This window comes from Betaproteobacteria bacterium (assembly GCA_009693245.1).
In the GTDB taxonomy this organism is placed as follows: Bacteria; Pseudomonadota; Gammaproteobacteria; order Burkholderiales; family SHXO01; genus SHXO01.
Window position 1 is genome coordinate 18,278 of record SHXO01000013.1, and the last position, 26,632, is coordinate 44,909.

The window sequence follows — 26,632 nt, forward strand, 5'->3', positions numbered from 1 at the left end:
GGATGATCTGGCACAATTGGCCTTGGTTTCGATCGAACAGGTAACCGCATGAAAGATGCAAAGAAACCCGATCTGTTGATTGTCGATGACGACCCGCTCATCACCGACACGCTTCAATTCGTCTTAAGCCGCGATTTCAATGTCTTCTGCGCCGAGTCGCGCCCGCAGGTGAAAAGCCTGTTGCGGCAACTGGACGCGCCGCCGGAACTCGCTCTCATCGATTTGGGCCTGCCGCCGAAACCGCATCAGCCGGACGAAGGCTTTCAGCTCATCACCGAATTGCTCGCGCATTCGCCGCGCATCAAGATCGTGGTGCTGTCTGGCCAAAGCGACGAAAGCAATGCCAAGCATGCGCGGACATTGGGCGCGATCGAGTTTGTCTCGAAACCCTGCGAGCCCGAGCGGCTCAAGGATTTGCTGCACAGCGCGCGCAATATCGCCACCGCCGAACGCACCGCGGAAAAACAGCAAAAGGCGGATGGCCTGATTGGGAAAGGACCCGCTGTCGAGAAACTTCGGCAGCAGATTCGGCAGTACGCCAGCCCCCCGTTTTCCGTGCTCATTGAAGGCGAATCGGGCAGCGGCAAGGAGCTTGTGGCCGTGTCCCTGCACAACCAGAGTCCGCGCGCGAGCAAGCCTTATCTCACGCTGAATTGCGCGGCCATGGCGCCTAATCTGATGGAAGCCGCTCTATTTGGACATGCGCGCGGGGCGTTTACCGGCGCCACCATCCAGCGCGCCGGGTTCTTCGAGGACACTCGGGATGGCACCTTATTCCTGGATGAAATTGGCGAGTTGCCTCTGGATTCGCAGGCGAAACTGCTGCGCGTGCTGGAAAACGGCGAATACCAGCGCGTAGGCGAAACACAGAACCGTTTCAGCCAGGCACGGGTGATCGCCGCCACTAACCGAGATCTTCGGCAAGAAGCCAAGGCCGGCCGCTTTCGCGTCGATCTTTATCACCGGTTGAGCGTGTTCACGATCAACGTCCCGCCCCTTCGCGAAATGGGCGAGGACCGGCGCTTGTTGGCGGAATTTTTCTGCTCGTTCTACGCCAAGCAAAGCGGCCTCGCGCCCTTCGATTTCGACGCGGGCGCAACGGATCTTTGGATGCGCTACGACTTTCCAGGCAACGTGCGGGAGCTTCGCAACATCGTGATCCGGCTCGCCACGAAGTATCCCGGCCAGTGCGTCGACACGGAGCAATTGCAAGCCGAACTGGATCCAGACGCCTTCACCTCGGAAAGCAGCTGGCTGGTATTGCCGCGGGAGACGGGCGCGGCTCTTGAGTCGGCCAAAGCTTACCTCCAAGCGCACAAGGATTTCAGTCTCTACGCATTGCTCCGGCACTGGGAAAAGACCTTCATCGATGCCGCCATGGCGCTGAGCAATGGCAACTTGAGCCAAGCGGCCAGGGTACTCGGCGTGCATCGCACAACCCTATATAGCCGGATGCAGACCTTTGGTGGCGGGGCGGCAAGTTCGGGCGGCGCACCACAGTCATGATGCTTCCCGCCCATGTACTACTCGTATTTTGGCCTGAGCCAACCGCCCTTTCGCATTACCCCCGACACTGATTTTTTCTTCGAGGGCGCCAATCGTGGCGCGGTGTTGGAGGCGTTGGTCTATGCCATCACCCAAGGCGAGGGCATCGTCAAAGTCGTGGGGGAAGTCGGCAGCGGGAAGACCATGCTGTGCCGGGTACTGCAGGCACGTTTACCCAAGCACGTGGAAGGCGTCTACTTGGCCAACCCCAGCGTATCGCCCGAGGAAATCCTTCACGCCATAGGCTTCGAACTACAGTTGCCCATCACTAGGGAGGCTTCTCGGCTCGAAGTCATGCATGCTTTGAACGAATATTTGCTTGGGCGCCATGCGCAAGGGCGGCAGGTCGTGGTGTTCGTGGAAGAATCGCAGAGCATGCCCATTCCCACGCTTGAAGAAATTCGCCTGCTTTCCAATCTCTAAACCAAGCAGCATAAGCTGTTGCAAATCGTGCTATTTGGACAGCCGGAATTGGACGTCAATCTTGCCCGCAACGAGATCCGCCAGCTACGCGATCGCATCACCCACAGCTTTTCCCTTGGCCCCATGCGCATCGACGATGTGCATAAGTACCTCTCCTTCCGCTTACGGGCGGCCGGCTACCGCGGGCCCGAATTGTTCAGTCCCGAGATCGCCCGCCAGATGGCCAGAGCCAGCCAGGGGTTGACCCGGCGCATCAACATCCTGGCCGACAAGACCTTGCTCGCGGCCTTCGCCGACGGAACACACAACATCAAGAAGAAGCATTTGGACGCGGCGGCCGCCGATAGCGAGTTCGCCGCCGGAACCGGGTTCCGCTGGCGCATCGCGCTCATGGCGGCAACGTGCCTGATCGTCGCAGCCATGGCCTGGGTAGGTTATCGCGCACTGAACGACACGAAAGCTCCCGGGAATGCCACGGCCGCCCCCCCGACTTCACGAAATACGCAACCCGCCGTGGCCGCGCCCGCTCCCAGCCAGCCGGCACCATCCGCACTGTCAACTCCGGCGGTAAACGCGAATTCCGCGAATTCAAGGGCCGAGGCCTTTTCCGACCCTCTGGAATCGCGTCTCTCGGCCACGCACGAATGGCTGGCCAAGACACCGGGTAATCTCCTCGGCATTCAATTGCTGGGGTCGAACGACCTGGGTTTATTACGCCGATATTTCGATGAATTGCAAAAGTCGGTTGAGCCGGAAAAAATCTTTGTGTACCGTACCCGAACAAGTAGCGGGCCTTCGGTCACACTGTTGTATGGAACCTTCTTCAACCGGGCGGAAGCATTGCAAGCCCTGGACGCCCTTCCCCCGGGGCTGCGAATCAACCGGCCGTACATCCGTACGGTCGATGGCATTCGGTTAGAGGCTGTTCTCACAAGCGGTGAACCTGGACAGCCTAATTAAACAAGGGACTGGAGAAAACGACGATGGGACCGAACATGTGTATAGGGCACCTCTAATAATTCAGCATTCTAGAGTAGTGCGTATGGAATCGATGTGATAAAAATCCTCGAAGCGCAAAGTGATCCAGAGGCCGATGAAGAAAGACAAACGCAGGAAGCAACCCAAACCCAAGCAGCCTGGATTCTTCGATGTACAAGAGCGAGCCGAGCAACTCACTCGGATGGGAGATCCGCTGGTGGGGTTTGGGTTGCTTCCCTCGCCCACCGGGAGAGGGATCGAGGGTGAGGGAAAGAACATGTCACGAAGTACGATAAGATTAAGGGCATTATTGGGGAGGAGCACAACGTGAGTGAAGCCAAAACGGTGGGCAAGAAGTCTTGGGATTTTGTTCATAACCTCGCGCAAGACGCGAAATGGACGCCGGGATTGCGGGAAATCTTCGAGTACCGCGACTTGGGCATCAAGGACGGTACCAAGGGCGACTACATCGCCCACTTGATCCGCCACAACGGTAAGAAGGCGAAGGACAAAGTGCAGGAGTGGCACGTGCACGACTGCTCATTTCAGTTTGTGCTGGTGCTCAACGGCTGGGCCACCTTCGAGTACGAAGGCCAGGGAGTGAAAACTATCCGCAAAGGCGACTGCATCAACCAGGTCCCGGGCATCAGACATCGTGAGATCGATTGTTCCGAGGATTACGAAGTGCTGGAGATCGTTTCTCCGGCCGATTTCAAGACGCGCGTGGTGGATGCGCCGGGGTAGGTTACGTTCCAACCTCGGTGTTGTGATGCGGCGGCTGGTTAAGCTCTACTTCCAGCCTCTGCGCCTCGCGTTCTCGGCCTCTTGCCGTTTACGTGACCTGGCTCTAACATCGGAAAGATTCTGTTTGTTTAGTGCCTCGTAGTTTCGGTGCGCCGCGAAGTATGGACCCAACCACCCCGCCTCATGGGTAAACGCCATGGTCCAAGCTAGATTCCGCGGAAAAACGTAGTAGTCGGTTCGGGCACATACCTCTGCGGCGGGACGAGAATCCGTTTCAATGGCACGTATGCGATCGTTCGACAGCACGATGTACTCTGGCGCTACCTGTTCTTCGTATCTTGCAATGGCCTCGGCTCGGCGCACACTTGGATAGTTCCCGCCACTGAAAACGTGCCACATAAAAGTCTCGGAGCTCGCGTTTTGCATGTTCGCGCAGAACGCATTCATCCACTGCACCGCGAGATCCGCTGCCTCTTCCGGGGAGAAGATCTTCAGCGGCTTGGTGGTGCCAAGGTCAATGGCTGAGCGTGCTTTGTTCATATGACGGGGTATCCCTCATGCCGCTTGCAGAGGAAAACTCCAGCCATGTTCCTAGCGACGCGGTGAGAGGTCCAGTCTGACGATATCGGCGATGCCTTCAACCGCCTTCGGATACCGCTCTCGTACCAGAGGGTCGTGGCCGGGGATGACGTGATCGGGCGATTCCGCGAGCGAGACTAGTTTGCGATGGCCGTCGAGCATGTCTTGCACGTTGTAGACGATGGGGAAGGGGCGGCCTTGTTCCATGTTGGCGTAGAAGTGACTGGCGTCCGAGGCCAGCACCACCCAGCCGCGCTCGGTCCACACGCGCACGGATTGGAGTCCCTTCGTGTGGCCGCCGATGCGGTGCACGCTTACGCCGGGCGCTAGTTCTTCATCGCCGTCGTGAAAGGCGACCTGGCCCGCGAAATTCCTTCGGATCAAGGTGAGCACGTCGTCCACGTCCATGGCATGGCGAAGCGCCCCATGGGTCATACAGCGGCCGGTGACGAATTCGACTTCAGCGTCCTGAATATGCAGGCGCGCGTTTGGAAACAAGTCCAGATTGCCGGCGTGGTCGTAATGCATGTGGGTGACGATGACGTCCTTGACGTTGGCGGCATCGATACCGATTTTGGCCAGACCTGCTTCCACCGAGCGTGTGAGGGTGCGGTCGCGGCGCACGCTGGTTTCGGCGGTGAAGCCGGTGTCTACTACGAAGGTGCGCCCGGATCCGACGATGGCCCACACGAAGAAATTGATGGGCATGGGTCCGTCGTGTTCGTCGCCGCCGATGAAGTTCGCGCTGGCGCGCCGTTCATGATGGCCGTACTGGACGGCATAGACTTTATAGGGTTCGAGTTTTGACATGGGCTTCAGCGCGAGTTGTAGGCGGGCGCATAGTTTAGCTTGCGGAACTGAAGGGCGTGAGGCGGAAGGCGGGAGGCGGGAAACGTGAAATGTGCGTGCGCGTGTCATCACGCTTCACCCTTCACTCCTCACGTTTCCCGCTACTTCTGTCGCGCCCTTGCCATTGCCAGAGCAAGCGCACTCGGTTCTCGCGACTCCACCACGGCGGGGCGAGACGCTGGCTGCGGAGGTTTATTCGGCTTGGCCCTGGGATCATGGCGAGGGCGAGCGTCCCGCCGCGAATCGCGTGGCGGACGGGCCGGCTCCCGGCGCTTTTCGGGCGGCGCGGCGGCGGGATCGGAAAATTTCATGGTGAGCGCGACGCGCTGGCGCTTCTCGTCCACCTCGACGACCTTAACCCGCACTACGTCCCCGGCCTTGACCACCTCGCGCGGATCCTTGATGAACTTATTGCTCAAGGCGGAGATGTGCACCAATCCGTCCTGGTGTACGCCCACGTCCACGAAGGCGCCGAAGTTGGTGACGTTGGTGACAACACCTTCGAGCATCATGCCGGGGGCCAGGTCTTTCAGCGCTTCCACACCTTCCTTGAAGGCGGCGGTCTTGAACTCGGGACGCGGATCGCGGCCTGGCTTCTCCAGCTCCTTCAGGATATCGGCGATTGTAGGCACGCCGAAGTGTTCGCCGGCGTAGCGGGCGGGGTCCAGGTTCTTCAGCGTGTTGATGTCTCCGATGATGGTCCTTACCTCGCGTTGGATATCCGCCAGGATGCGCTCCACCAAGGGGTATGCTTCCGGGTGAACGGCGGAGGCATCCAAGGGGTTGGTGCCGTTCATGATGCGCAAGAAACCGGCGGCTTGTTCAAAGGTCTTCTCGCCCAGGCGCGGAACCTTCATCAGGTCATGGCGCGTGAGGAAGGCACCGTTGGCATCGCGATGATTCACTATGCTCTGCGCGATGCCGCTGCTCAAACCCGCCACACGCGCGAGCAATGCAACGGAGGCGGTGTTGACATCCACGCCCACGGCATTGACGCAATCTTCCACCACGGCATTGAGGGCGCGTGCCAGATGCGCTTGATTCACGTCGTGCTGGTACTGCCCCACGCCGATGGCCTTGGGTTCGATCTTCACCAGTTCGGCCAGGGGATCTTGCACGCGCCGGGCAATGGACACGGCTCCGCGCAGGGATACATCCAAATCGGGAAACTCTTTCGCCGCCAGGCTGGAGGCGGAGTAGACGGAGGCACCGGCCTCGCTCACCACGATCTTGTGCGGTTTCAACTCGGGATGGCGCTTGAGGAGATCGCCGGTGAGCTTGTCGGTCTCTCGCGAAGCGGTGCCGTTGCCGATGGAGATCAGTTCCACGTTGTGCTTGGTGCACAGCGCAGCCAGAAGTGCCACCGAAGCATCCCAATCGTTGCGCGGCGCGTGGGGGAAAATCGTGGCGGTATCGAGCAACTTACCGGTGCCGTCGACCACGGCGACCTTGACGCCCGTGCGCAAGCCCGGATCCAAACCCATGGTTGCACGCGGCCCGGCGGGGGCGGCCAGCAACAGGTCTTTCAAATTCATGCCGAACACGCGGATGGCCTCGGTCTCCGCACGGGCGCGCAGCTCGCCCATGAGTTCGGTTTCCAAGGACTGGGATATTTTCACGCGCCACGCCCAACGCACCGTGTCACCTAGCCAAGCGTCGGCGGGGCGGCCTTGCTGCGCGATGTGGTAGCGCTCGGCGATGCGCGCCTCGCAGGGATTGAGCGGTGCATCCCCTTTTGGTTTTTCTTCCTCGCCTTCCAGGCGTAACGCAATGTGCAGAATCTCCTCACGCCGCCCGCGAAACAACGCCAGCGCTCGGTGGGAAGGCACATTCTTCATGCGCTCCGAATAGGCGAAGTAATCGGAAAACTTCGCGCCCTTCTCCTGCTTGCCCTCGATCACCTTGGATTGCGCGACGCCGTGCTCGCGGAAATACTCGCGCAGTGCGCCAACGAGATCCGCGTCTTCGGCGAAACGCTCCAGCAAGATCTGGCGTGCCCCCTCCAGCGCCGTCTTGCTGTCGGGAACGCCGGGATTCTCCGCATCCGCGGCCTTGAAGGCGGGCTTGATGTACTTGAGTGCCTCGTCGTCTGGCACCAGTTCCGGGTTGCTTAAAAGCGCATCGGCCAAGGGTTCCAGGCCGGCCTCGCGGGCGATCTGTGCTTTGGTACGGCGCTTCGGCTTATAGGGGAGATAGAGATCTTCCAGACGTGCCTTGTCCGCCGCGGATTCGATGTGCCCGCGCAGTTCCGGGGTGAGCTTGCCTTGCGCTTCGATGGAAGCCAGGATGGTGGTACGGCGCTCTTCCAGTTCTCGCAGGTAGTGCAATCGCTCCTCCAGTGCGCGCAACTGGGTGTCGTCGAGCCCGCCCGTGGCCTCCTTGCGGTAGCGCGCGATGAATGGCACAGTGGCGCCTTCGTCCAAGAGCGCGATGGCCGCTTGCGCTTGGGATTCACGCGCGGCGATTTCGGTGGCGATGCGATGGGCGATGGAAGATAGCATGGGATAAGGTACGGTATTTCGAGAAAAGGCGCGAACTATACAAGATTCGCGGGAAGGTCACTGCGGGCGAAGGTTTGTTGGCGCGCGGATAAGCCGCCCACGCCGGTGGTTTGAAGCCTAATCGCATAGGTAAGAAAAACGTAGAGGAGATTCAAGATGCCATCCAAGCGACTCTTAAAGGCTGACTCGCCCGCCGTGGACTCCCGCAGGAAATTCCTCGGCCGCGCCGCACTCGCGGGCGGCGTAGCGGTTGCCGGGCTGGCGGGCTGCGGCAAATCCGAGCAGCCAAAATCCGCCGGTCCAGCCGCGGCGGCCACAGCAGCGAAATCGATGACCCTGCGAATTCAAGCCGGAACCGGCGCCGGAGACCTGTTCTTCGGTTTCGTGCAGGATTATGCGCGCATTGTGTCCGACTTGAGCGCCGGAGCGCTCAAGTTCGACGTTTTGCAACCGGGTTCCGTGGTCAAGGCCTTCGACATGGCCGATGCCGTGCACAAGGGAACCTTGGATGCGTGCTTCGGTGTGCCTGCGTTTTGGTACAACAAGAATTCGGCGCTTTCTCTCTTCGGCACGGGTCCGGCGCTCGGCCACAACGGCAATACGTTCTTGTCGTGGTTCGAACATGGCGGCGGCAAGGCACTCTATGAAGAGCTTTATCGCGACGTCCTCAAACTCGATGTGACGCCGTTCATGATGGGCCCGATGATGACCCAACCATTGGGGTGGTTCAAGAAAGAAGTGAAGAGCGCGGAGGATTTCAAGGGACTTAAATACCGCACGGTGGGGCTCTCGGTGGATGTTTTCACCGCGATGGGCGCGGCGGTGACCGCGATGCCGGGGCCCGATGTGGTTCCGGCCTTGGACCGAGGCGTCATCGAAGCCGCCGAGTTCAATAATCCCACGGTGGATGCGGGCCTGGGTTTGCAAGACGTGGCGAAATTCTGCATGGTGCGCAGCTACCACCAGCCGGCCGAATGTTTCGAGGTGCTCATCAACAAGAAGACCTTCGAGGCATTACCCGAGATCGGCAAGATGGCTTTGCGCTATGCGCCCAAGGTGCTGAGTTCGGAGTTCACGTGGAAGATCATGGATGCGTATTCGCAGTCCTATCTTGACCTGCGCGATAACAAGGGAGTGAAGTTCATCGAATCTCCGGTGGATGTGCTGCAGGCACAGCTCAAGGCCTGGGACCAAGTGGCCGAGCAAAAGAGCAAGGAGAATCCCTTCTTCGCCAAGGTGCTGGAATCGCAGAAGACTTACATGAAGCGCGTGGTGGGTTATCAGATCAAGTTCGAAGCCTCGCCTTCCATGTCCTATGAGCATTTCTTCGGCAAGGCTTAAACAGACGCCGCCCGCATGAACCGTTATCTGCTCGCCGTGGACCGGCTGAACGCCAGGATCGGTAAGGCTTTCGCTTGGTGCATCGTAGGCCTTACCGCCATGGTGTGCTATGACGTGGTGGTGCGTTATGTCTTGCGTGCGCCCACCAGCTGGGGCTTGGACGTGAGCCTGATGTTCTATGGCGCCTTGTTCATGATGGCCGGGGGATATACCCTCTCGCGTAACGGGCACGTGCGCGGCGATGTGTTGTACCGCTTTCTTTCGCCCCGGGTACAGGCGTCATTGGATCTCGCGCTTTATTTACTCTTTTTCATTCCTGGTATTTCCGCGCTTGCCTGGTTCGGCGTGGGATTCGCCACGGATTCCTGGGCGATGCTGGAACAATCTCAAACCACCTCCAACGGGCTTCCCGTCTACCCGCTCAAGACCATCATTCCCATCGCCGGCGCGTTGTTGTTGGTCCAGGGCATTGCCGAGATCGTTAGGTGCGTGATCTGCATCCGTACCGGCGAATGGCCCATGCGCTTGCAAGACGTGGAGGAATTGGACATCGAGGAACTGAAAGCGAGCCTCGCGCAAGCGCAAAGCGCGGAAAAATGAAAGCAGCACGCTTCGGGTTGTTCTTCCTGGTCGCCGCCATCGCCGCCATCGTCTTACTGCTGCTGATCCCCGAGGAGATCACGCGCGGACACTTGGGCTTGCTCATGCTGGGGCTCATCGTGGTGGCCATTCTGCTGGGGTTCCCGACGGCCTTCACTCTCATGGGATTGGGCATGGTGTTCGGCTACTTCGCCTTTTACCGCGAGGGCCAGCCGGTCTTCAGCAACCCCGTGTTCGACCAGATGGTGTTGCGCACCTTCGGTGTGATGACCAACGATGTGGTGATCTCGGTGCCGCTCTTCGTCTTCATGGGCTATCTGATCGAGCGTGCCAACATCATCGACCGCTTGTTTCGTGCCCTGCAATTGGCCATGGTGCGCGTGCCGGGTAGCTTGGCGGTCGCCACCATTTTGACGTGCACGGTGTTCGCAACGGCGACGGGGATCGTGGGCGCCACCGTGACGTTGATGGGTTTACTGGCGTTGCCCGCCATGCTGCGAGCGGGCTATGACGTCAAACTTTCGGCCGGAGTAATCACCGCCGGCGGATGTTTGGGGATCTTGATCCCGCCCAGCGTCATGCTGATTCTCTACGGCGCCACGGCGCAAGTGTCGGTGGTGAAGCTCTACGCGGGCGCCTTATTCCCGGGGATGATGCTGGCTGGGCTCTACATCGCCTACGCGATTCTGCGGGCCGTCATCAATCCCTCCCTGGCGCCCAAGCCCCCGCCCGAGGAACGCGATGTGCCAGTCGGTGAAGTGGTGCGCATGCTATGCACGTCCGTGCTTCCATTGGCGGCATTGATTACCGCCGTGCTGGGAAGCATCGTGGCTGGTATCGCGACGCCCACGGAGGCGGCCGCGGTGGGCGCCCTGGGCGCGATATTGCTAGCGCTTGGGTACCGCAAGCTCACGTGGGGGCGGTTTCAGGAGTCGGTCATCCTCACCGCGCGCACCACGGCCATGGTGGCGTGGCTGTTCGTGGGTTCGCAATTGTTTTCGTCGGCCTTTGCCTTGCTGGGGGGGCAGTCGTTGCTGGAAGGGTGGGTGCGCTCTCTCGACATGACCCCGATCCAGTTCCTTCTGCTTTCGCAGGTCATCATTTTTCTGCTGGGCTGGCCCTTGGAGTGGACCGAGATCATCGTGATCTTCGTGCCTATTTTCTTGCCGCTCTTGCATCACTTCGGCATCGACCCGCTGTTCTTCGGTATTCTGGTCGCGGTCAATCTGCAGGCCGCTTTCCTGTCGCCGCCGGTGGCGATGGCGGGGTTTTATCTCAAGGGAGTGGCGCCTCCGCACGTCACCCTCGGGCAAATTTTCGCGGGCATGATGCCCTTCATGCTGATCCAGGTATTCGCGATGTTTTTGTTGTACGTTTTTCCCGCCATCGCGATGTGGTTACCCAAGGTGTTGTACTCATGAGGCGGTATCCGTGCGAAGCTTGACTCCACTCCTACTGTATTTCTGCTCTCTCACCGTGACCGCGGGCGAAGTGGTGCTCGACAACACCTACGTTCGGGTAACCCGTGATGAAATCTCCTGCCCCGCGGCCAAGGCGCCGAACTGCGGACACCGGGTGATCGTGGCCATCGCGGAGACGAGGGCTGGCGAACGAGACCTAAAGCGCGGAGACATCAGAGTTGCGCTGGACGATGAATCCGTGCCGGCACCTACTAGACCGGGGTATTTTGAAGTGGTGCTCAAGCGCGAGCATCCGCCGGCTGGCAAACCAAAGGAAACAATTCCCGCCGAGAAGAACGCTATGCTCTACGATGGGACGTGTTTTTTCGTGTTCGAGGAACGGCTGGCTCCCGGAGATACGCGGGCGCGGCATAGCCACAGCCACCGCGTGGTGATCCAGCTCAATCGCGCAACGCTACGACAGTGGCCCGATGGAATGCCGGAGATCGTGGTGGAAACAGTGCCGGACAAACCCATTTTCAACCCGCCGGTGATTCACACGGCGAAGAACATCGGCGATGTTCCCCTGCTGGGCGTGATTATCGAATTCAAGCCGGAGTGCGGGCAGGGCGGCTAATTCTCTATTCGTAACCCCAACGCCAAGTCATGCCTTTAGCGGTGAGAATCGAAAGGCTCTGCCCTGAGGAAAAGTGAATGTAAGTTTCCCTGTCCCCAGACGGTAAAAACTATCAACGCAAAGAACGCAAAGAAAATCCCCAATGGGTTCCTTCGCGTCCTTTGCGTCTTTGCGTTAAGGGGGTTGCTGTAGTTCGCTTGCAAGAAGGGGCGCTTCTTTCGCGAGATGTGGGCCGGTATTATTTTCGCCGAAAGAATTTCTGCACGCGCTTGCCGTTGTCCACTTCGCCAGTGTAGAGGTTACCCTTGGAGTCGATGGCCATGCCATGCACCCAATGAAAATCCCCCGCGTTGCGCCCTGACCGGCCAAAACTTCCGATCTCCTTTCCATGGGCCCGGGTGAGGATGTGGATCTCGTTGTTGGTTCCATCCGCCACGTACAGATATTTCTGGGCTGGGTCTTCGGAGAGCGCGATATCCCAGACGGAACCCGCGAACCTTGTCCTGGTTTCGAGGGTGTATTCCGCGACGAAGCCTCCGTCCTTGCGAAACACCTGAATGCGGTTGTTCACACGGTCGCAAACGTAGACCAAGCCATCCATGGCGATGCGCACGCAATGCACGGGCGTACGAAACTGCTCCGCCACGATGGAATCGGGGTTGTAGGGGCCAAGATCCTTGTCATCCGGGGTCTTGCCATAGGCACCCCAATGGCGCTTGTACTCGCCGCTCGTAGCGTCGAACACCACGATGCGCCGGTTGCCATAACCATCGGCCACATACACTTCGTTGGCTGCATCATCGACGATGGCAAGTGCCGGCCTGCCGAGAGAGGTGCGGCTGTTGCTGCCTTCGTTGCGGCCGGATTTGCCGATTTGCATCACGAACTTTCCGTCGTGCGTGAACTTGAGAATGTGATGATCGGCATCCTTATCGTTACCGGCGATCCACACATAATCCTTGGCGTCCACGGAGATGCCGTGTTCCCGCTTGGGCCATTCGTATCCCGCTCCAGGCCCGCCCCAGGCTTGCAGCAGATTACCTTCTGTATCGAATTCCAGAACGGCGGGCGCCGGAATGCAGCACTTGGAAGTGGGCGGATCCACCGCGGCGCCCCGCTCGTCGTCGGTGAGGCTGCGGGGGCGCTGGTACACCCAGATATGATCGTGCTTGTCCACCGCGATGCCACCGATCTCGCCGAGCAGCCACCGGTTGGGCAATGGCTTGGGCCAAGCGGCATCGACCGCAAACCGGGGGACATCTTGGGCAAAGGCAACGTGGCTGCCAACGGCAAGACATAGGGCTGCGAGCCATCCCGGCAAAATCACCGAGCGGGCCACGTAGTCGCGGGGAGCAGGGAACGAACTCAACGGGATTTCCTCCCTTCGCTCTGAATAGATACGAGAGCGCGCATCATTCCCTTTAACTCGGCCAGATCCTTCTGCTGATCTAGCAGGACGTGTTGCATTCCCTCGATAATTCGGTCCTGATTCCCAATTTTCTCCTTCAGAGTTGCCACGCCGGCCAGCCGGTCGAGAATATCCGCTAGCACGCTCATTCGGCATTGCTTCGCTTGATGGCGTCGATCTTCTTGAAGAATGCTTCAGCCCGGCGAGCGCCTAGGTCGAGGATCTCGATCATGCCGTCAATGTCGTTCTTGGCTTGGGCTGTTGCCTTGTCGAGCATATCCAGATCTTCGGCCGATATACCGAGCTTGTAGAGGTCGATGGCATTTCTGGCTTCCACGGAGACGTTCGAGTCATTCTGCTTTGCCCGCTTCTCCAGAAATTTCTTTTGACTGGGTTCGAGATAGATGTTGGTAAGGACTAGAGCCATGGCACTTTCCTTAAAATACGATGCTATATGTTATATATGTTCATTACGCGGCACTCGGAAAGCATGCCGGACCCAGAGGCTCGAAGCTCTTGTACGTCAAAATAAATTCCTGGTGGCCCAACTCTTCGGACTTGGTTTGCTCGCCATTGGCTACGCGCAAAATCAAGTCGTGGATTTCGTGGCCCACTTCGTCCAAGCTCGCGCGCCCTTCCAGGATGCGGCCCGCGTCCACGTCCATGTCCTCGCTCATGCGCTTATAGGTGGCCGGGTTCGCGCACACCTTGATCACCGGGGCGATGGCCGATCCCACCACCGAGCCGCGCCCCGTCGAGAACAAACTCAGGTGCGAGCCGCACGCCATGAGTTCGGCGATTTCGGCGTTGTCGCTGATGTTGGGAAAACCGAAGCGCGGCTCGCCATCCGGCACGACGTCCAGCAAGTAAAAACCTCCGCGCATGGGTACATCGCCCGGCTTGATGATGCCGGAGATAACCGATTGGCCCGACGGCGTAGGCACCGAGCGATTTCTCCTCTATGGTGGTGAGACCGCCGTCCGCATTGCCGGGGCCGAGGCTGGCATGGCCGTAAGCGGCGTAGTACTTTGCGGCCTTGGCCACGGTCTTCACGATCTCCTCGCCCAGAGCGGGATTCTCGGCACGCTTGGCCATCCAATGCTCCATGCCAATCAACTCGCCGGTTTCCTCGAAGATGCAGGTGGCGTTTTGGTCCACCAGAAAATCGAAGGCGCGGCCCATGGCAGGATTCGCTGTAAAGCCGCTGGTGGCGTCCGATCCCCCGCAAATGGTGCCCACGACCAACTCATCGATGGCCATGGGCGCGCGCGGGGTGTTCTCCAGTTGTTTCAGCGTTTGCTCCACCCACGCCTTGCCTTCGGTGACGGATTTGCGCGTGCCTCCAGTATCTTGAATGATGACAAGCTTCGCTGGCCGGCCCGATTGGCGAATGCTTTCCAGTAACTTGCCCTTGTTGAAGCCCTCGCAGCCCAACGGAACCAACAACACCGCGTCCACATTGGGATGGGTGCATAGCCGCTCCATAATCTTGTAGGAGTAGGGATTGGGAAAGCATCCTGGAAATCCGATCAGGTGCACGCCTTGTTCGCGATAGGGATAGACGATCTCGCGCGACACGTGATGCGCGCACTCCACGAGATAACCCACCACGATGGTATTGCGGATACCTTTGCTGCCATCGGGGCGTAGGTACACGTTGATGCTCATCAGTGCGCCTCCTTGAAGAACTCGTGGCCTTCGTCCAGCGTGTAGGTGGGAATATAGCTGCTGGCCACGTTGTGGATGTGAATGTACCCGCCCGGAGCGATGTCTTGCGTGGCCTCACCGATGGGCGCGCCATACTTGACCAGCGTTTCGCCCTTCTTCACGGGCCGGAAGGCGAACTTATGGCCGGTGAGAATTCTCACCTTGAGCGTGACGCTTGCACCCAACACCTTCACTGGCGTGCCGGCGCTAAGATCGGTCTTCGACATGGCCACATTGTCCCCTGGGGACAGTACAAGAACTCGCGGATCGGTATTCATGCGTGTTCCCGCATGTACCTATTTTGCCACCTGCACCAGCACCCGGCGATTGCGCTGCTTGTCCGCAGGTGTGTTCTCCGGCGAGACTAGCGGCTTGGAAGAACCGGCTCCGGAAGCCACGCACGGGAGTTTCATTCCCTTGGCCTTGAGCGCCGAGCACACTTTGTTGCCCGGGATAAAGAGAGCTTCATGTTGGCCTCCGGTTTTCCGTCGGCGTCGGTGTGGCCTTCCGCAGTCACCTTTAGTTTTGGAAATGCCGTTTTCAGCGTCTTGGAGTTGTCGGCCAAAATCTTGACCAGCCCTTTGAAGCGGCTTTCGTTGCCAGGCGCGAACTCAGCCTTGCCGGTCTTGAATTCGAACTGGCCGTCCTTGATCTGCTGGTCCGCCAGCGCCTTGTTGGCGTTCTCCAGCAGCGGCTTGTCCGCCAGTTTGTTGAGGCTTTTGAGATCGTCGAGGTCCAGCGCGCGAGACGCATTCATTACCAGCATTGTTGCCGCAAGCGCTATTGCAATTCGCATTACGTTCAATCCTCTAAAAAAATCCATCGAAAAACCACGCAGGAGTTACAGTTTGCTGATTCGTATCCGTGCATCCTTCCTTTTCAACACATCCGGTTGCAGCTTCGTTCCCAAGCCGGGTCCCTTCGGCGCCGTGATATAGCCGTTCTCCAGAGGGGGAAGTTGGGTGACGAGCTTGCCGTACCAATCCGTATAGAAGGCGCGTACCACTTCCTGCACGAGCGTGTTCGGACAATTCATGGAGAGATGAACGGACGCGGTAAGCAATATGGGCCCGGTGCAATCGTGAGGCGCGACGGGCAACTGATAGGCCTCCGCCATGGTCGCGATTTTTTTCGCTTCGGAAAGTCCGCCGGTCCAGCCCACGTCGAACATGCATACGCTCACCGCGCGCTTCTCGAATAAATCGCGAAAGGCCCAGCGGGTGGCCAAGGTTTCGCTGGCAGTGACCCACACATCGGTGCGATGGGCGAACTCGGCGATGGCGTCGAGGTTGTCCATCTTGATGGGGTCTTCGTACCAGAAGGGATCGAACTGCTCCAGCGCCTTGGCGATCTTGATGGCGGTGGGCAAATTCCACAGAGAATGAAACTCGACGTGGATGTCCATCTTGTCGCCCACGGCCTTGCGGATTTTCTCGAAGGGATGCATGGCTTTCTTGAGATCCGCGTTGGAGATGTAGGTGCCGTTGCTGGCTTCGGCGTACTCGTCGAAGGGCCAGATCTTCATGCCGGTGTAGCCTTCTTCGAGGAGCGAAACCGCCAACTCGTCGGCGTATTTCATGAAGCCCACCAGATCTTCGTAGGGTTGGTACTTGCCATGGTCGCCCGGCATACCGAAGTTGGCGGTGCCTTGTTCCGACTTGGCGCGCACATACTGATAACCGGCGCAGGTGTTGTAGGCGCGCACCTTGTCGCGCGAAGCCCCGCCCAGCAATTGGTAAATGGGTTGGTTGGTAATTTGCCCAAAGATGTCCCACAGCGCGATATCCACCGCCGAAGCCGCGCGCATCTCCGCGCCCACCGTTTTGAATCCCAGATAGTTGTAGAGCATGTGGCGGCTGTGCTTGTCAATCTGCCGCGGATCCTTGCCCAGCAAGTAAGGCGCGATGGTCTGGTGAATATGGGCGATGGCGGGTTCCACGGCGTAGAAGGTTTCGCCCAGCCCGGTAATGCCTTCGTCGGTGTGCACATGGACCCAGAGGACGTTCGGGTACTCGTCCAGGTTGATCGTTTCGATGGCGGTAACTTTCATGGCGGGCTCGCGGATAGGATGAGGGCGGAAATTCTACTTCGTGACTGTTTCGCTATACATCCTATTTCTTGTCTTGGGCGTCGTGCTCCGCCCACACCTTGCGCGCGATCCTTACCGCATCGATAAGGGCTGGTGCTCCGGCGTAGGGAGCGACGTGCAGAAAGATCTCCAGCATCTCTTTTTTCGTGATGCCGTTGTTGATGGCGCCCCGCACATGGATTTCCAACTCATGGGGCCGGTTGATGGCGGCCAGCATGGCGAGATTCATGATGGAGCGGATTTTCTTCGAGAGCGTCATTTCCCCGTCGGCGCCGCGCCGGGCCCACACCGCACCCCAGGCGTGGGTGGTCAGGTAGTTTTGCACGTCCTCGCTGAATTCGTCCTTTAGCTCAAAGGCGCGCGCGACATAGTCCGCGCCCAGCACTTCGCGGCGAAGCTTCAAACCCGTCTCGAACAAGTCCTTCGTGGTGATATCGCCCATGGTTTTTTCTCCTCGGTGTAGGGTGGGGCATTGTATCGGGCGAAAAGGTAAGATTCACCCAAGGAGGCGCCTTGCCTTCCAACCGGAGGAAAAAAGATGAATCGCCGTTCCTGGATGGGGCTGTCGCTGGGGCTGCTGTCGTGGTGTGCGGCGTTCCTATGTTCCGGAGCGGAGAAGAAGTACGGTCCTGGTGTTACCGACACGGAAATCAAGATCGGTCAGACCATGCCCTACAGCGGGCCGGTCTCGGCCTACGGCACCTTTGGCAAAGCCGAGAGCGCTTATTTCGACAAGATCAATGCGCAGGGCGGTATCAACGGCCGCAAGATCAAATTGATCAGCTTGGACGATGGGTTCAATCCGGCGAAGACGGTCGAACAGACCCGCAGACTCATCGAGGACGAGCAAGTGCTCTTGCTATTTAGCTCGCTCGGCACGGCACCCAACACCCCCATCCACAAGTACGTGAACAATAAGAAGGTGCCGCACCTGTTCCTTGCCACGGGTGCCACGAAATGGGGAGATCCCAAGAACTTTCCATGGACGATGTCGTGGCAGATGCCCTACCAATACGAGTCGAGAATCTTCGCGCGCTATCTGCTCGGCAACAAACCCAACGCGAAGATCGCGGTGCTCTACAACAACGACGATTTTGGCCGGGACTATCTCAAGGGCCTCAAGGACGGGTTGGGCGACAAAGCCGCCACCATGATCATCGCCGAAGCCACCACCGAGGTGACCGACCCCACCATCGACAGCCAGATCGTGACCTTGAAGAATTCGGGAGCCGACACCTTCTTCTCCTTTGCCGCGCCCAAGGGGGCGGCGCAAGCCATTCGCAAAGTGCATGACATCGGGTGGAAGCCTTTGTACTTCATTCCCAAGGTTTCCTCGTCGGTGGGCGCCGTACTCAGAAACGCGGGCCTGGAGAAGGCGGCCGGCATCATCTCGCTCAACTCGACGAAGGATCCCACGGAACCGCAGTGGCAGGACGATCCCGGCATGAAGGAATGGTTCGCCTGGATGAAGAAATACTATCCTCAAGGGGATGTCACCGACGACTTCAATGTCAACGGCTATCTCTACGCGCAGACGATGGTGGATGTGTTGGCGCGTTGCGGCGACGACTTAACTCGAGAGAACGTCATGCGCCAGGCAACGGACATCAGAAACTTGCGCTTACCATTGCTCTTGCCAGGCATCGCACTGAATACGACTCCAACGAATTACTTTCCAGTCAAGCAAGCACAGCTCATGCGTTTCGACGGAAAGGAGTGGGTGCGGTTTGGGCCGGTGCAGGGCATGCCGTGAGAACGCTTTGGCGGTTAGAATCCGCTTGGGGCCGGTGCCGCCGGCAAGGGAGGCAGCGATGGATGTAGGCATGATGATGCTCTTCGCCAGCTATGGCTGGGAGAATTGCAGCGATGATAGAGTGTGGGATGAAGAGATCAAGCTTGCACGGCTAGCCGCCGGTTCAGGTTTCGATGTGTTGTGGTCCGCGGAGCATCATTTTTTTGATTACTCCTTCTGCCCGGACAATCTGCAACTGATGACCTATCTCGCGGGTATTTGCCCGAATGTCGATTTGGGTACCGCCGCCGTCATCCTGCCCTGGCATGACCCGTTGCGCGTGGCGGAGCAAGCTGCCGTGCTGGATTATTTTTGCAAGGGCCGGCTGCGCCTGGGCCTTGGGCGTGGCCTTGCCCGCCGCGAGTTCGAGGGCTTTCGCGGAACCATGAACGAGTCGCGCGAGCGCTTCGACGAGTCCGCGGCCATGATCGTGGAAGCCCTGCGCACGGGCTTCATGGAAGGCAACGGTAAGCACTACAAACAGCCACGCGTGGAGATTCGCCCGCGCGCGAAATACAGCTTCGATGGCCGTATCTACGCCGTGGCATCCAGCGAGGATTCGGTGGAGTCCGCCGCGCGCATCGGCGCGCACATGGTGATGTTCTCCGACCGGCCCTGGCACATGCGCTTGCCGGCTATACAGAGCAACCGCGAACATCATCGAAAGTTCCATGGCCGCGAAGCGCCCGTCATGATGATCACCGATTTCGCCGTTTGCGGCTCGGATTCCGCGCGCGCAGAGGAGCACGCGCGGCAATACATGGGAAAGTTCATCGAGAGCAATTTCCACCACTATGAATTTCTCGGCGAGCATTTCAAGGCCGTGAAGGGCTACGACGCCTATGCTCAAAAAGCCGAAATTGCGCGCAAGGGGGGCTTGGAAGGCGCCGTTGAAGCGTTCATGAAGGCGGCCATCTGGGGAGATCCGGAGCGTATCCTGCGAGAACTGGAAGCCCGCCGCCAGGCCATCGGCGACTTTGAACTCAATGTGGCATTCCGCTTTGGCGGAGTGCCCTATGAAACCGCCGAGCGCGGATTGAAACTGTTCGCCAAGGAAGTCTTGCCGGTACTAAAGACTTGGCGAGTAGGAGAAAAATCTAAGTAAGGGGCTGGCGTAACTCTTCGCGAAACCCGTCCCTGGTCCCCGGTCTTATTATCCAAGGTTCCTCATGACAATTCTTTATCGTGGATTTGCCCTGCTGTGTTTTCTAGCCTTTGGCGTCGTTCACGCGCAAGAGGAGAATCTCAAGGGGGATGCTGCGAGGCGCCTGGTTCAGGCTCACGATCCGGCCATATTCGTGAGCACCGGCGCCCTCTATCTGAAACAGGAGGCGATCCGCTCGGCTGGCGGCAAGCCGCTATCCGCCACGCAACTTGCCGAGGTAGGCCGCATAATCGATGCCCAGGTGCGCGACTCCGCATGGTTCCATGCTGTGCTCGGCGCCGCCATCGCCCAGTACATGACGGAGGAGGAGGCGGATGAAATTGCCGTGCATTTCACGACCGAAGTAAGCCAATTGCAGCGCCATGTGATCGAGCTGTCCGTGGGCGAGGTGCTCATGAGCACGTATACGTTCACCAATAAAACCGACTACCGCTTGGCGGCTTCGCCGAGAGAGTTGCAAGACGTTCAGCGCGCGGTCGGATCGATGATCAATCATTTCGAGGCCGTGGCACGGCAGATCCGAGAATTGGTGGCGCACCCAGCCGTTCGTGCTAGGAGTCAAAACTAAAACGTAATTCTTCTGGCCACGGTCCGGATGCGATGACCAGCGCGGCAGCAAATACCTGCGAGCACTTCGAGGTGCTCATCATTGGAGCCGGAATCTCCGGGATCGGTGCCGCGTATCACCTCACCACGCAATGTCCTGGAACGAGCTTCCTGGTGCTCGAAGCCCAGGAAAATTTTGGCGGTACCTGGCTGACCCACCGCTTTCCAGGCATTCGCTCCGACAGCGATCTCTACACGTTCGGTTACCGCTTCAAGCCGTGGACAGGAGCGCCCATTGCCACCGCAGCCGAGATCCTGCGCTATATGGGCGAAGTCATCGAGGAGAACGAAATCGCGTCCCATATCCGCTACCGGCATCGCATCGAGGCAGCGAGTTGGTCGGGTGAGAACAATCTCTGGACGATCGATGCCATCCGCACGGACAGCGGCGAGGCGGTGAGATTTAGCGCCAACTTTCTCTGGATGTGCCAGGGGTACTACCGGCACTCCAAGGGCTACACGCCGGGGTGGGAGGCGATGGATGCGTTCAAGGGCCGCATCGTTCACCCACAGGAATGGCCGGAGGACTTAGAGTACGCTGGTAAGCGAGTCGTGGTCATTGGTTCAGGCGCCACCGCCGCGACATTGATTCCGGCCATCGCGGAAGAATGTGCTCACGTCACGATGCTTCAGCGCTCGCCAACGTTTTTTCGGACAGGCCGAAATGCAATCCCCATGGCCGACGAATTGCGCGCGCTGCAAATCGACGAGGCGTGGATTCACGAGATCGTCCGCAAGAAGATCCTCTACGAGCAAAGCGTGTTCATGCGCCGCTCTTTCCACGAACCCGAGGCCGTGAAGCGGGAACTGCTCGATGCCGCGCGCGCCTATCTGGGTTCGGACAGCGTGGTGGAAGCGCACTTCACGCCGCGCTACCGGCCATGGCGGCAACGCATCGCCTTCATTCCGGATGGCGACCTGTTCCAGGCGGTGCGGGAGGGCAAGGTATCGGTGGTCACCGATGAGATTGATCGCTTTACGCGCGACGGATTGCTGCTGAAGTCAGGCAAGGCTCTTGACGCCGATATCATCGTCACGGCCACGGGCTTCAACCTCAATGTGCTGGGGGATATCGAATTCACCATTGATGGCAAGCCGCTGAATTTCTCCGATACGGTGACCTACCGGGGAATGATGTTCACCGGCATTCCCAACATGGCCTGGGTATTCGGGTACTTCCGGGCGAGCTGGACCTTGCGCGCGGACCTGGCCGGCGACTTCGTTTGCCGCCTGCTCCAACATATGAAGAAAAAAGGGGCGAGGAGGGTGACCCCGGCCCTTCGTCCCGAGGATGAGGACATGCCACTCCTGCCCTGGATAGATCCGGAGAATTTCAATCCAGGCTATCTCGCGCGAAGCATGCACTTACTACCCAAACGCGGCGACAAGCCTGAATGGCAACATAGCCAGGACTATTGGGCGGAAAAAGACCAGTTACCTGCTGCCAATCTGGACGATGGCGCCCTCGTCTACGAGTAAGGGTTCGGACGCCTCACGCCTCCCTCCTCCCAGAATTTTTCTCAACTAATAGCCCAGACTACCGTAATCATGAATATAGTCGCCTTGCTTATCGTAAGCTAGGCTACTAAAATGTCCGCATGGCTATCAAGGAAGACTTATCCCGCAATTTCGGCTTCATCCTGCACGACGTGGCGCGGCTGCTTCGCACCACCTTCGACCGCAGGGTGAAGGGCATGGGACTCACCCGCTCGCAGTGGTGGGTGTTGCTGCATTTGTTTCGTAATTCCGGGGTCACGCAGTCCGAGTTGGCCGATATTCTCGAGATCGAGAAAGCCACTTTAGGCCGTCTCATCGACAGGTTGGAAAGCAATGGCTGGCTACGCCGCGAAAGCGACGCCGCCGACCGCCGTGCGAAGCGTATCTACCTCACAGAGGCCGTTGAGCCAGTGATGAAGACCATGCGCTCAGCCGCTGCGGACGTGCGCCGCGATGCGTTATCCGGGCTGTCCGCTGAAGAACAAGAAAGATTCGTGGACATCCTGTTGTCGGTGAAGACCAATTTGTATCGCTCGGAAAACGGTGGCAACGGAGTGAAGAACGGGGCCAAGAACGGCGTAAAAAGCGGGGCTAGGGCCCGGGTGCGCGCATGACCCGCAAGCAAATCGAACCATGGATACCGGGGATGCGCTTCGTGCGCTTCACACTGCTGCTGGTGGTGCCCTTGGTGGCGGCATTGATCGGTCTGCGCATGTACGCGGAAGGCGGGCGCGAGATGGAAACCGAGAACGCTTACGTCAAGACCAATATCGTTACGGTAAGCGCGGCGGTGACGGGGCGGGTGATCGAGGTATCGGTGGATGACGACAGCGCCGTGAAGAAAGGCGATGTGCTGTTTCTCCTGGATCCCACGCCCTACGAAATTACCGCTGCGCGCGCGCGGGCGCAGATGGACGTGGTACGCACGGAAATGGATTCCTTGCGTGCCGGCTATCGCACCACTTTGGTCGAAGCGGCCGAAGCGAAGGAGCGTATCGAGTATCTTGCGAAGCAAGTGGAGCGGCAAGAGCGCTTGAAGGAGCGCGGCATGAGCCGGGCGGACCAATACGACGAGGCCAAGCACAATCTTGAAGCGTCCAAGCGCCGGCTACAGACCATTCAAGAGCACAGCAAGCGCGTGCAGGCGAGCTTGGGGGGAAATCTGAATGCGCCGGCCGAGGAGCATCCGCGCTATCTGGAAGCCAAGGCAGCCTACGATGCCGCTATGTTCGAATTGGCCCGCACGCATGTCAAAGCGCTCAACGACGGCGTGGTGAGCAATATGAAATTGCAAGTGGGCGAATGGGTGAACCGCGGCGCGCCCGTATTCAGTTTGATCGAGAGCGGCCCGCCGTGGGTTGAAGCCAACTACAAGGAAACCCAGCTTACAAACATGCGCGAAGGGCAGCCCGCATGGGTGGTGGCCGACGCCTATCCCGACGTGGAGTGGGTCGGTAAGGTCGAGGCGATCGCACCGGCGAGCGGAGCGGAGTTTGCCGTGTTACCGCCGCAAAACGCCACGGGAAACTGGGTGAAGGTCGTGCAGCGCATTCCGGTGCGAGTGACCGTGCACCAATCCCCTGGGCAGCCGCCATTGCGCGCCGGCATGACCGTCACGGTGCGCGTGGATACCGGCCACAACCGAGGATTGCCAAAGCGCATACAAGCCCTTATCGACAAGGGCTATCTGCCGCAATTTCTCGAACCCACTTCGGCGATGGCGCGTAACGAGCGCTAAGCCAATCTCGCCATGAGCGCCGCGCGCCACCCGTTGCTCATCACCATTTCGGTGATGACGGCGAGCTTCCTTTACTCGCTGGACTGGACCATCGTCGCGGTGGCCCTGCCGCACATGCAGGGCACTTTCTCGGCTACCCAGGACCAGATCTCTTGGGTGATTACGTCGTACATCGTGGCAGCCGCCATCACCTTGCCCACGGCCGGATGGCTGGCGACCCGCTTCGGGCGCAAGCGCGTTTACATGTACGCGACCACGTTGTTTCTAGTTTCCTCCGTGGCCTGCGGCGCGGCCACCTCGCTTGAGGTGGAGATCTTCGCGCGCGTGGTGCAAGGCATCGGCGGCGCCTTTCTTATCCCGATTTCCCACGCCATCATTCTGGACACCTACCCGCCGGAGGAGCAAGGCAAGGCGATGTCGATATGGGCCATCGGGTCCACCGGAGGTAGCTTCGTCGGTCCGTTCGTGGGCGGGATCATCACCGAATACATGAACTGGCGTTATTGCTTCTACGTCAACATTCCGGTGGGTATGCTGGCTCTGTTGGGGACCTTCATCTTCGTCCCGGAGACCAAACGCCATGAGGATCATTCCATGGACTGGACAGGGTTTCTGGCGCTGGCCTTGGGGATTGGCTCGCTACAACTGATGCTGGATCGCGGCGGCAGGCTCGATTGGTTCGACTCATGGGAAATCCTGATCGAAGCATGCTTGGCGGTACTCGGCTTCTATCTGTTTCTGGCGCATAGCCTCACCTACGGCAAGCATCCGTTCCTGGACTTGCGTATTTTCCGTAACCGTAATTTTTCCATCGGACTGATCTACTCGGCGGGTTACGGATTGGTCACGACGCCGCTCGTGGTGTTGATGCCGGCGTTTCTACAGGATATGCGCGGCTATCCCATCGATACCATCGGCTTCTTGCAAGCTCCGCGCGGCATGGGAATGTTGCTGGCCATGGCCTTGGGAGGCCGCTTGCTGGGTAAAGTGGATGCGCGCTTGCAGATGGCCGTTGGCTTGATCTTGCTTGCTGCGTCGGACATGGAGATGGCGCGCTGGACCCCTGAAGTCGGTGCGTGGCCGTTGGTGTGGACCAACTTTCTACAAGGCATCGGCGGGGGCATCATGCTTGTGCCCAATCAAGCCATCGCCTTCGCCTCGCTGGATCCGCAACGGCGCACGGAGGGCGCCGCGCTGTTCAACCTGGTGCGAAGCGTGGCGGCCAGCGTGGGGATTTCGGCCGCCATCGCATTATTCTTGCGTACCAGCGGCGCCAGCCGTGCTCACATGACCGAGCACGTCACGCCCTTCAGCGAGGCACTTCAACACGGAGCGAGCGCCAGCTTGTGGGACATCAACACCCCTGAAGGCTTGGCGGCTCTTGCGCGCGAGATCGACATGCAAGCCGCGATGCTGGGTTACATGGGAGATTTTCGCATGTTCGCGGTAGCGGCCCTGATCGGACTACCGCTATTGTTTTTTGTCGCGCGCGATGCGGACACCGCTAGGAAAGCCAAGCCCTTGGACGTGCACTTCGAATAATCACACTCTCCCCACGATAGGGATCGAAGCGCCGTTGATGGCGCTTGCAAGGCCCGATAGCAGGAACACGATCAGATTGGCGATGTCTTCCGCCTTCACCCACCGCGAAAAATCCGCGGTGGGCATGTCCGCGCGATTGGGTGGCGTGTCGATGATGGATGGCAGCACCGCATTCACCGTCAAGCCGCGATCCTTGAACTCCTCCGCCATGGCTTCGGTCAGCCGCGCCACACCTGATTTCGAGGCCGCGTAAGCACCCATCCCGAGCGCCGCCTTGGCCGCCGCGCCCGCACCGATGTTCACGATGCGCGAAGAGGGCTGCTTAAGTAGATGGGGAAGCGCCGCGCGACTGGCGTTGAGCGCGGTGCGCAGGTTCACGTTGTAGAGCAGATCCCAAGTATGTACGTCTCCGTCTTCGATTTTCTCCCAACGGAAAGTCCCTGCCACGTTGACCAGAGCATTGATGCGGCCGCAACGCCGGGCAATATCGTTGAAAGCCGTTTGCGTGGATTCCACGGAACTCAAGTCCACGCCCCCAAACAACAAGGCGGGCGCGAGATCCGATGCGGGCGCTGCCTCGCGGTCGATCAAGGCGGCTATGGCGCCAGCTTGCGATGCTACCTTGGCGACTGCCATGCCGAGGCTGCCGAATCCGCCGGTGATCGCTATGACCTGGTCGCTTAAATTCAAAGTGTGCATGGCGGTGGCCTCAAGTTGAGTGCCGGGATTTTCCCACGAGAAAGATCAAGCGCCCGGATTGGGGTAACGCGCTTGTATGGCGCGTACGTCCGCTAGCGTTTCGGCATCGAGCGTGAGTTGCGCGGCGCCGATATCCTCTTCAAGCTGGCCCATGGTTGTGGCGCCGATGATGGACGAGCCCAAAAACCAGCGGCTGGCCACGTAGCCCAGCGCTAGTTGCACCAGCGTGAGTCCCCGGCGTTTAGCCAGCGCTGCGTAGGCCTGCGTAGCCTCCGCCACGAGGGGCGGGCGGAAGCTAACGCCTAGCGAATCGAACAAAGTGAAGCGCGCGCCAGCCGGCCGCGCACCCCCAAGGTACTTGCCGGAGAGAATGCCACCAGCGAGCGGGCTATAAGCTAGCAACGACATGTTTTCTCGAAAGAGCGTTTCGGCGAGATCGTTGTCCACGTTGCGGGATACCAGGCTATAGATGTTCTGAATGGTGACAGGGCCCGTAACCCCCAACTCCTTGGCCGCGCGCCGAAACTCGCACACCCCCCCAAGCGGTTTCATTGGACAGCCCGTAGTAGCGAATCTTGCCGGCCTTGATCATGGCGGCCATGCCCATTACTTGTTCGTGAATCGAGGGCCCGCCTTTCTCCTTGGAGGGATCGAATTCCGTGGCACCGAAATTCGGCACGTTGCGTTGCGGCCAGTGGATCTGATACAGATCGATGTAGCCGGTTTGTAGGCGTGCCAGACTGGTGTCAACCGCCTCGGCGATGATGGCTGGCGTGAGATCCGTGCGGCCAT

General features: G+C 59.2%; 26 protein-coding genes and 2 pseudogenes. 14 read left to right on the top strand and 14 right to left on the bottom strand.

Annotated elements, in window-relative coordinates; translation table 11 throughout:
• Positions 1-48 precede the first annotated feature (48 nt).
• The 3 genes and pseudogenes from EXR36_03630 (at position 49) to EXR36_03640 (ending at position 3,690) form a co-directional block, all read left to right on the top strand.
• Positions 49-1,506, top strand: a complete 1,458-nt coding sequence (locus EXR36_03630; GenBank protein MSQ58744.1) for a sigma-54-dependent Fis family transcriptional regulator — start codon at positions 49-51, stop codon at positions 1,504-1,506.
• A gap of 12 nt (positions 1,507-1,518) precedes the next feature.
• Positions 1,519-2,928, top strand: a pseudogene (locus EXR36_03635) (general secretion pathway protein).
• Between the two features lie 363 nt (positions 2,929-3,291).
• On the top strand, positions 3,292-3,690 hold the full coding sequence (locus EXR36_03640) for a cupin (GenBank protein ID MSQ58745.1): 399 nt from the start codon (positions 3,292-3,294) through the stop codon (positions 3,688-3,690).
• Between the two features lie 45 nt (positions 3,691-3,735).
• On the opposite strand, the gene EXR36_03645 is transcribed toward EXR36_03640, so the two are convergent.
• The 3 genes from EXR36_03645 to EXR36_03655 all read right to left on the bottom strand — a co-directional run bounded on the left by EXR36_03645 (position 3,736) and on the right by EXR36_03655 (position 7,619).
• Positions 3,736-4,230, bottom strand: a complete 495-nt coding sequence (locus tag EXR36_03645; GenBank protein ID MSQ58746.1) for a DUF4275 family protein — start codon at positions 4,228-4,230, stop codon at positions 3,736-3,738.
• A 51-nt stretch (positions 4,231-4,281) separates the two neighbouring features.
• Positions 4,282-5,079, bottom strand: a complete 798-nt coding sequence (locus EXR36_03650; protein MSQ58747.1) for an N-acyl homoserine lactonase family protein — start codon at positions 5,077-5,079, stop codon at positions 4,282-4,284.
• Between the two features lie 140 nt (positions 5,080-5,219).
• Positions 5,220-7,619: an RNA-binding transcriptional accessory protein gene (locus EXR36_03655; GenBank protein MSQ58748.1), complete on the bottom strand. Its 2,400-nt coding sequence runs from the start codon at positions 7,617-7,619 to the stop codon at positions 5,220-5,222.
• A gap of 156 nt (positions 7,620-7,775) precedes the next feature.
• On the opposite strand from EXR36_03655, the gene EXR36_03660 reads away from it, so the two are divergent.
• From EXR36_03660 to EXR36_03675, 4 genes are read left to right on the top strand one after another with little or no spacing between them, the layout of a single operon-like run.
• Complete coding sequence (locus tag EXR36_03660; GenBank protein ID MSQ58749.1) at positions 7,776-8,960, top strand: TRAP transporter substrate-binding protein; 1,185 nt, start codon at positions 7,776-7,778, stop codon at positions 8,958-8,960.
• A 15-nt stretch (positions 8,961-8,975) separates the two neighbouring features.
• Positions 8,976-9,560, top strand: coding sequence for a TRAP transporter small permease subunit (locus EXR36_03665; GenBank protein MSQ58750.1), 585 nt, complete (start codon positions 8,976-8,978; stop codon positions 9,558-9,560).
• On the top strand, positions 9,557-10,981 hold the full coding sequence (locus EXR36_03670) for a TRAP transporter large permease subunit (GenBank protein ID MSQ58751.1): 1,425 nt from the start codon (positions 9,557-9,559) through the stop codon (positions 10,979-10,981). The genes EXR36_03665 and EXR36_03670 overlap by 4 nt, the downstream gene beginning before the upstream one ends.
• 19 nt (positions 10,982-11,000) lie before the next feature.
• Positions 11,001-11,597: a hypothetical protein gene (locus EXR36_03675; GenBank protein MSQ58752.1), complete on the top strand. Its 597-nt coding sequence runs from the start codon at positions 11,001-11,003 to the stop codon at positions 11,595-11,597.
• A gap of 238 nt (positions 11,598-11,835) precedes the next feature.
• On the opposite strand, the gene EXR36_03680 is transcribed toward EXR36_03675, so the two are convergent.
• The 8 genes and pseudogenes from EXR36_03680 to EXR36_03715 all read right to left on the bottom strand — a co-directional run bounded on the left by EXR36_03680 (position 11,836) and on the right by EXR36_03715 (position 17,243).
• Entirely contained in the window at positions 11,836-12,936 is a 1,101-nt protein-coding gene (locus tag EXR36_03680) for a hypothetical protein (GenBank protein ID MSQ58753.1), read from the bottom strand.
• 26 nt (positions 12,937-12,962) lie between these two features.
• Positions 12,963-13,154, bottom strand: a complete 192-nt coding sequence (locus tag EXR36_03685) for a hypothetical protein (protein MSQ58754.1) — start codon at positions 13,152-13,154, stop codon at positions 12,963-12,965.
• A complete protein-coding gene (locus EXR36_03690) occupies positions 13,151-13,432 on the bottom strand; it encodes a hypothetical protein (protein MSQ58755.1) in 282 nt (93 codons plus the stop codon). Before EXR36_03690 ends, EXR36_03685 begins: the two co-directional genes overlap by 4 nt.
• A 43-nt stretch (positions 13,433-13,475) precedes the next feature.
• Positions 13,476-14,673 (bottom strand): annotated as a pseudogene (locus EXR36_03695) (hydrolase).
• The gene (locus tag EXR36_03700; GenBank protein ID MSQ58756.1) at positions 14,673-14,990 is read right to left on the bottom strand and encodes a hydrolase; all 318 of its coding nucleotides are present in this window, start codon (positions 14,988-14,990) and stop codon (positions 14,673-14,675) included. The pseudogene EXR36_03695 and the gene EXR36_03700 overlap by 1 nt, the downstream one beginning before the upstream one ends.
• 131 nt (positions 14,991-15,121) lie before the next feature.
• Complete coding sequence (locus tag EXR36_03705; protein ID MSQ58757.1) at positions 15,122-15,535, bottom strand: hypothetical protein; 414 nt, start codon at positions 15,533-15,535, stop codon at positions 15,122-15,124.
• Positions 15,536-15,553: 18 nt separating this feature from the next.
• Complete coding sequence (locus tag EXR36_03710) at positions 15,554-16,762, bottom strand: mandelate racemase/muconate lactonizing enzyme family protein (protein MSQ58758.1); 1,209 nt, start codon at positions 16,760-16,762, stop codon at positions 15,554-15,556.
• 61 nt (positions 16,763-16,823) lie between these two features.
• Positions 16,824-17,243, bottom strand: coding sequence for a 4-carboxymuconolactone decarboxylase (locus EXR36_03715; GenBank protein ID MSQ58759.1), 420 nt, complete (start codon positions 17,241-17,243; stop codon positions 16,824-16,826).
• A gap of 96 nt (positions 17,244-17,339) precedes the next feature.
• Between EXR36_03715 and EXR36_03720 the strand changes: the two genes are divergently transcribed.
• From EXR36_03720 to EXR36_03750, 7 genes are all read left to right on the top strand, one after another.
• Positions 17,340-18,554, top strand: a complete 1,215-nt coding sequence (locus EXR36_03720) for a branched-chain amino acid ABC transporter substrate-binding protein (GenBank protein ID MSQ58760.1) — start codon at positions 17,340-17,342, stop codon at positions 18,552-18,554.
• A gap of 58 nt (positions 18,555-18,612) precedes the next feature.
• A complete protein-coding gene (locus tag EXR36_03725; GenBank protein ID MSQ58761.1) occupies positions 18,613-19,698 on the top strand; it encodes an LLM class flavin-dependent oxidoreductase in 1,086 nt (361 codons plus the stop codon).
• A gap of 64 nt (positions 19,699-19,762) precedes the next feature.
• Positions 19,763-20,326: a hypothetical protein gene (locus tag EXR36_03730; protein ID MSQ58762.1), complete on the top strand. Its 564-nt coding sequence runs from the start codon at positions 19,763-19,765 to the stop codon at positions 20,324-20,326.
• A 32-nt stretch (positions 20,327-20,358) separates the two neighbouring features.
• Positions 20,359-21,843 (top strand): NAD(P)/FAD-dependent oxidoreductase, encoded by a 1,485-nt coding sequence (locus EXR36_03735; protein MSQ58763.1) that lies wholly within the window; start codon positions 20,359-20,361, stop codon positions 21,841-21,843.
• A 119-nt stretch (positions 21,844-21,962) separates the two neighbouring features.
• A complete protein-coding gene (locus EXR36_03740) occupies positions 21,963-22,475 on the top strand; it encodes a MarR family transcriptional regulator (GenBank protein MSQ58764.1) in 513 nt (170 codons plus the stop codon).
• Positions 22,472-23,599: an HlyD family secretion protein gene (locus tag EXR36_03745; GenBank protein MSQ58765.1), complete on the top strand. Its 1,128-nt coding sequence runs from the start codon at positions 22,472-22,474 to the stop codon at positions 23,597-23,599. The genes EXR36_03740 and EXR36_03745 overlap by 4 nt, the downstream gene beginning before the upstream one ends.
• A 12-nt stretch (positions 23,600-23,611) precedes the next feature.
• Complete coding sequence (locus tag EXR36_03750) at positions 23,612-25,141, top strand: DHA2 family efflux MFS transporter permease subunit (protein ID MSQ58766.1); 1,530 nt, start codon at positions 23,612-23,614, stop codon at positions 25,139-25,141.
• Here EXR36_03750 and EXR36_03755 read toward each other — a convergent pair whose 3' ends face one another.
• The 3 genes from EXR36_03755 to EXR36_03765 all read right to left on the bottom strand — a co-directional run.
• Positions 25,142-25,840, bottom strand: a complete 699-nt coding sequence (locus tag EXR36_03755) for an SDR family NAD(P)-dependent oxidoreductase (GenBank protein MSQ58767.1) — start codon at positions 25,838-25,840, stop codon at positions 25,142-25,144.
• Between the two features lie 45 nt (positions 25,841-25,885).
• Positions 25,886-26,392, bottom strand: a complete 507-nt coding sequence (locus EXR36_03760) for a hypothetical protein (GenBank protein MSQ58768.1) — start codon at positions 26,390-26,392, stop codon at positions 25,886-25,888.
• A partial coding sequence (locus EXR36_03765) for a hypothetical protein (GenBank protein ID MSQ58769.1) occupies positions 26,304-26,632 on the bottom strand: 329 nt, incomplete at its 5' end. The genes EXR36_03760 and EXR36_03765, both read right to left, overlap by 89 nt.

Bases quoted from the DNA above. Each gene is read 5' to 3' on its own strand.
- EXR36_03630 (MSQ58744.1), top strand. From the start codon at position 49: ATGAAAGATGCAAAGAAACCCGATCTGTTGATTGTCGATGACGACCCG.
- EXR36_03645 (MSQ58746.1), bottom strand. From the start codon at position 4,230: ATGAACAAAGCACGCTCAGCCATTGACCTTGGCACCACCAAGCCGCTG.
- EXR36_03650 (MSQ58747.1), bottom strand. From the start codon at position 5,079: ATGTCAAAACTCGAACCCTATAAAGTCTATGCCGTCCAGTACGGCCAT.
- EXR36_03655 (MSQ58748.1), bottom strand. From the start codon at position 7,619: ATGCTATCTTCCATCGCCCATCGCATCGCCACCGAAATCGCCGCGCGT.
- EXR36_03660 (MSQ58749.1), top strand. From the start codon at position 7,776: ATGCCATCCAAGCGACTCTTAAAGGCTGACTCGCCCGCCGTGGACTCC.
- EXR36_03665 (MSQ58750.1), top strand. From the start codon at position 8,976: ATGAACCGTTATCTGCTCGCCGTGGACCGGCTGAACGCCAGGATCGGT.
- EXR36_03670 (MSQ58751.1), top strand. From the start codon at position 9,557: ATGAAAGCAGCACGCTTCGGGTTGTTCTTCCTGGTCGCCGCCATCGCC.
- EXR36_03685 (MSQ58754.1), bottom strand. From the start codon at position 13,154: ATGAGCGTGCTAGCGGATATTCTCGACCGGCTGGCCGGCGTGGCAACT.
- EXR36_03690 (MSQ58755.1), bottom strand. From the start codon at position 13,432: ATGGCTCTAGTCCTTACCAACATCTATCTCGAACCCAGTCAAAAGAAA.
- EXR36_03700 (MSQ58756.1), bottom strand. From the start codon at position 14,990: ATGAATACCGATCCGCGAGTTCTTGTACTGTCCCCAGGGGACAATGTG.
- EXR36_03705 (MSQ58757.1), bottom strand. From the start codon at position 15,535: ATGGATTTTTTTAGAGGATTGAACGTAATGCGAATTGCAATAGCGCTT.
- EXR36_03710 (MSQ58758.1), bottom strand. From the start codon at position 16,762: ATGAAAGTTACCGCCATCGAAACGATCAACCTGGACGAGTACCCGAAC.
- EXR36_03715 (MSQ58759.1), bottom strand. From the start codon at position 17,243: ATGGGCGATATCACCACGAAGGACTTGTTCGAGACGGGTTTGAAGCTT.
- EXR36_03720 (MSQ58760.1), top strand. From the start codon at position 17,340: ATGAATCGCCGTTCCTGGATGGGGCTGTCGCTGGGGCTGCTGTCGTGG.
- EXR36_03725 (MSQ58761.1), top strand. From the start codon at position 18,613: ATGGATGTAGGCATGATGATGCTCTTCGCCAGCTATGGCTGGGAGAAT.
- EXR36_03730 (MSQ58762.1), top strand. From the start codon at position 19,763: ATGACAATTCTTTATCGTGGATTTGCCCTGCTGTGTTTTCTAGCCTTT.
- EXR36_03735 (MSQ58763.1), top strand. From the start codon at position 20,359: ATGACCAGCGCGGCAGCAAATACCTGCGAGCACTTCGAGGTGCTCATC.
- EXR36_03740 (MSQ58764.1), top strand. From the start codon at position 21,963: ATGGCTATCAAGGAAGACTTATCCCGCAATTTCGGCTTCATCCTGCAC.
- EXR36_03745 (MSQ58765.1), top strand. From the start codon at position 22,472: ATGACCCGCAAGCAAATCGAACCATGGATACCGGGGATGCGCTTCGTG.
- EXR36_03750 (MSQ58766.1), top strand. From the start codon at position 23,612: ATGAGCGCCGCGCGCCACCCGTTGCTCATCACCATTTCGGTGATGACG.
- EXR36_03755 (MSQ58767.1), bottom strand. From the start codon at position 25,840: ATGCACACTTTGAATTTAAGCGACCAGGTCATAGCGATCACCGGCGGA.
- EXR36_03760 (MSQ58768.1), bottom strand. From the start codon at position 26,392: ATGAAACCGCTTGGGGGGGTGTGCGAGTTTCGGCGCGCGGCCAAGGAG.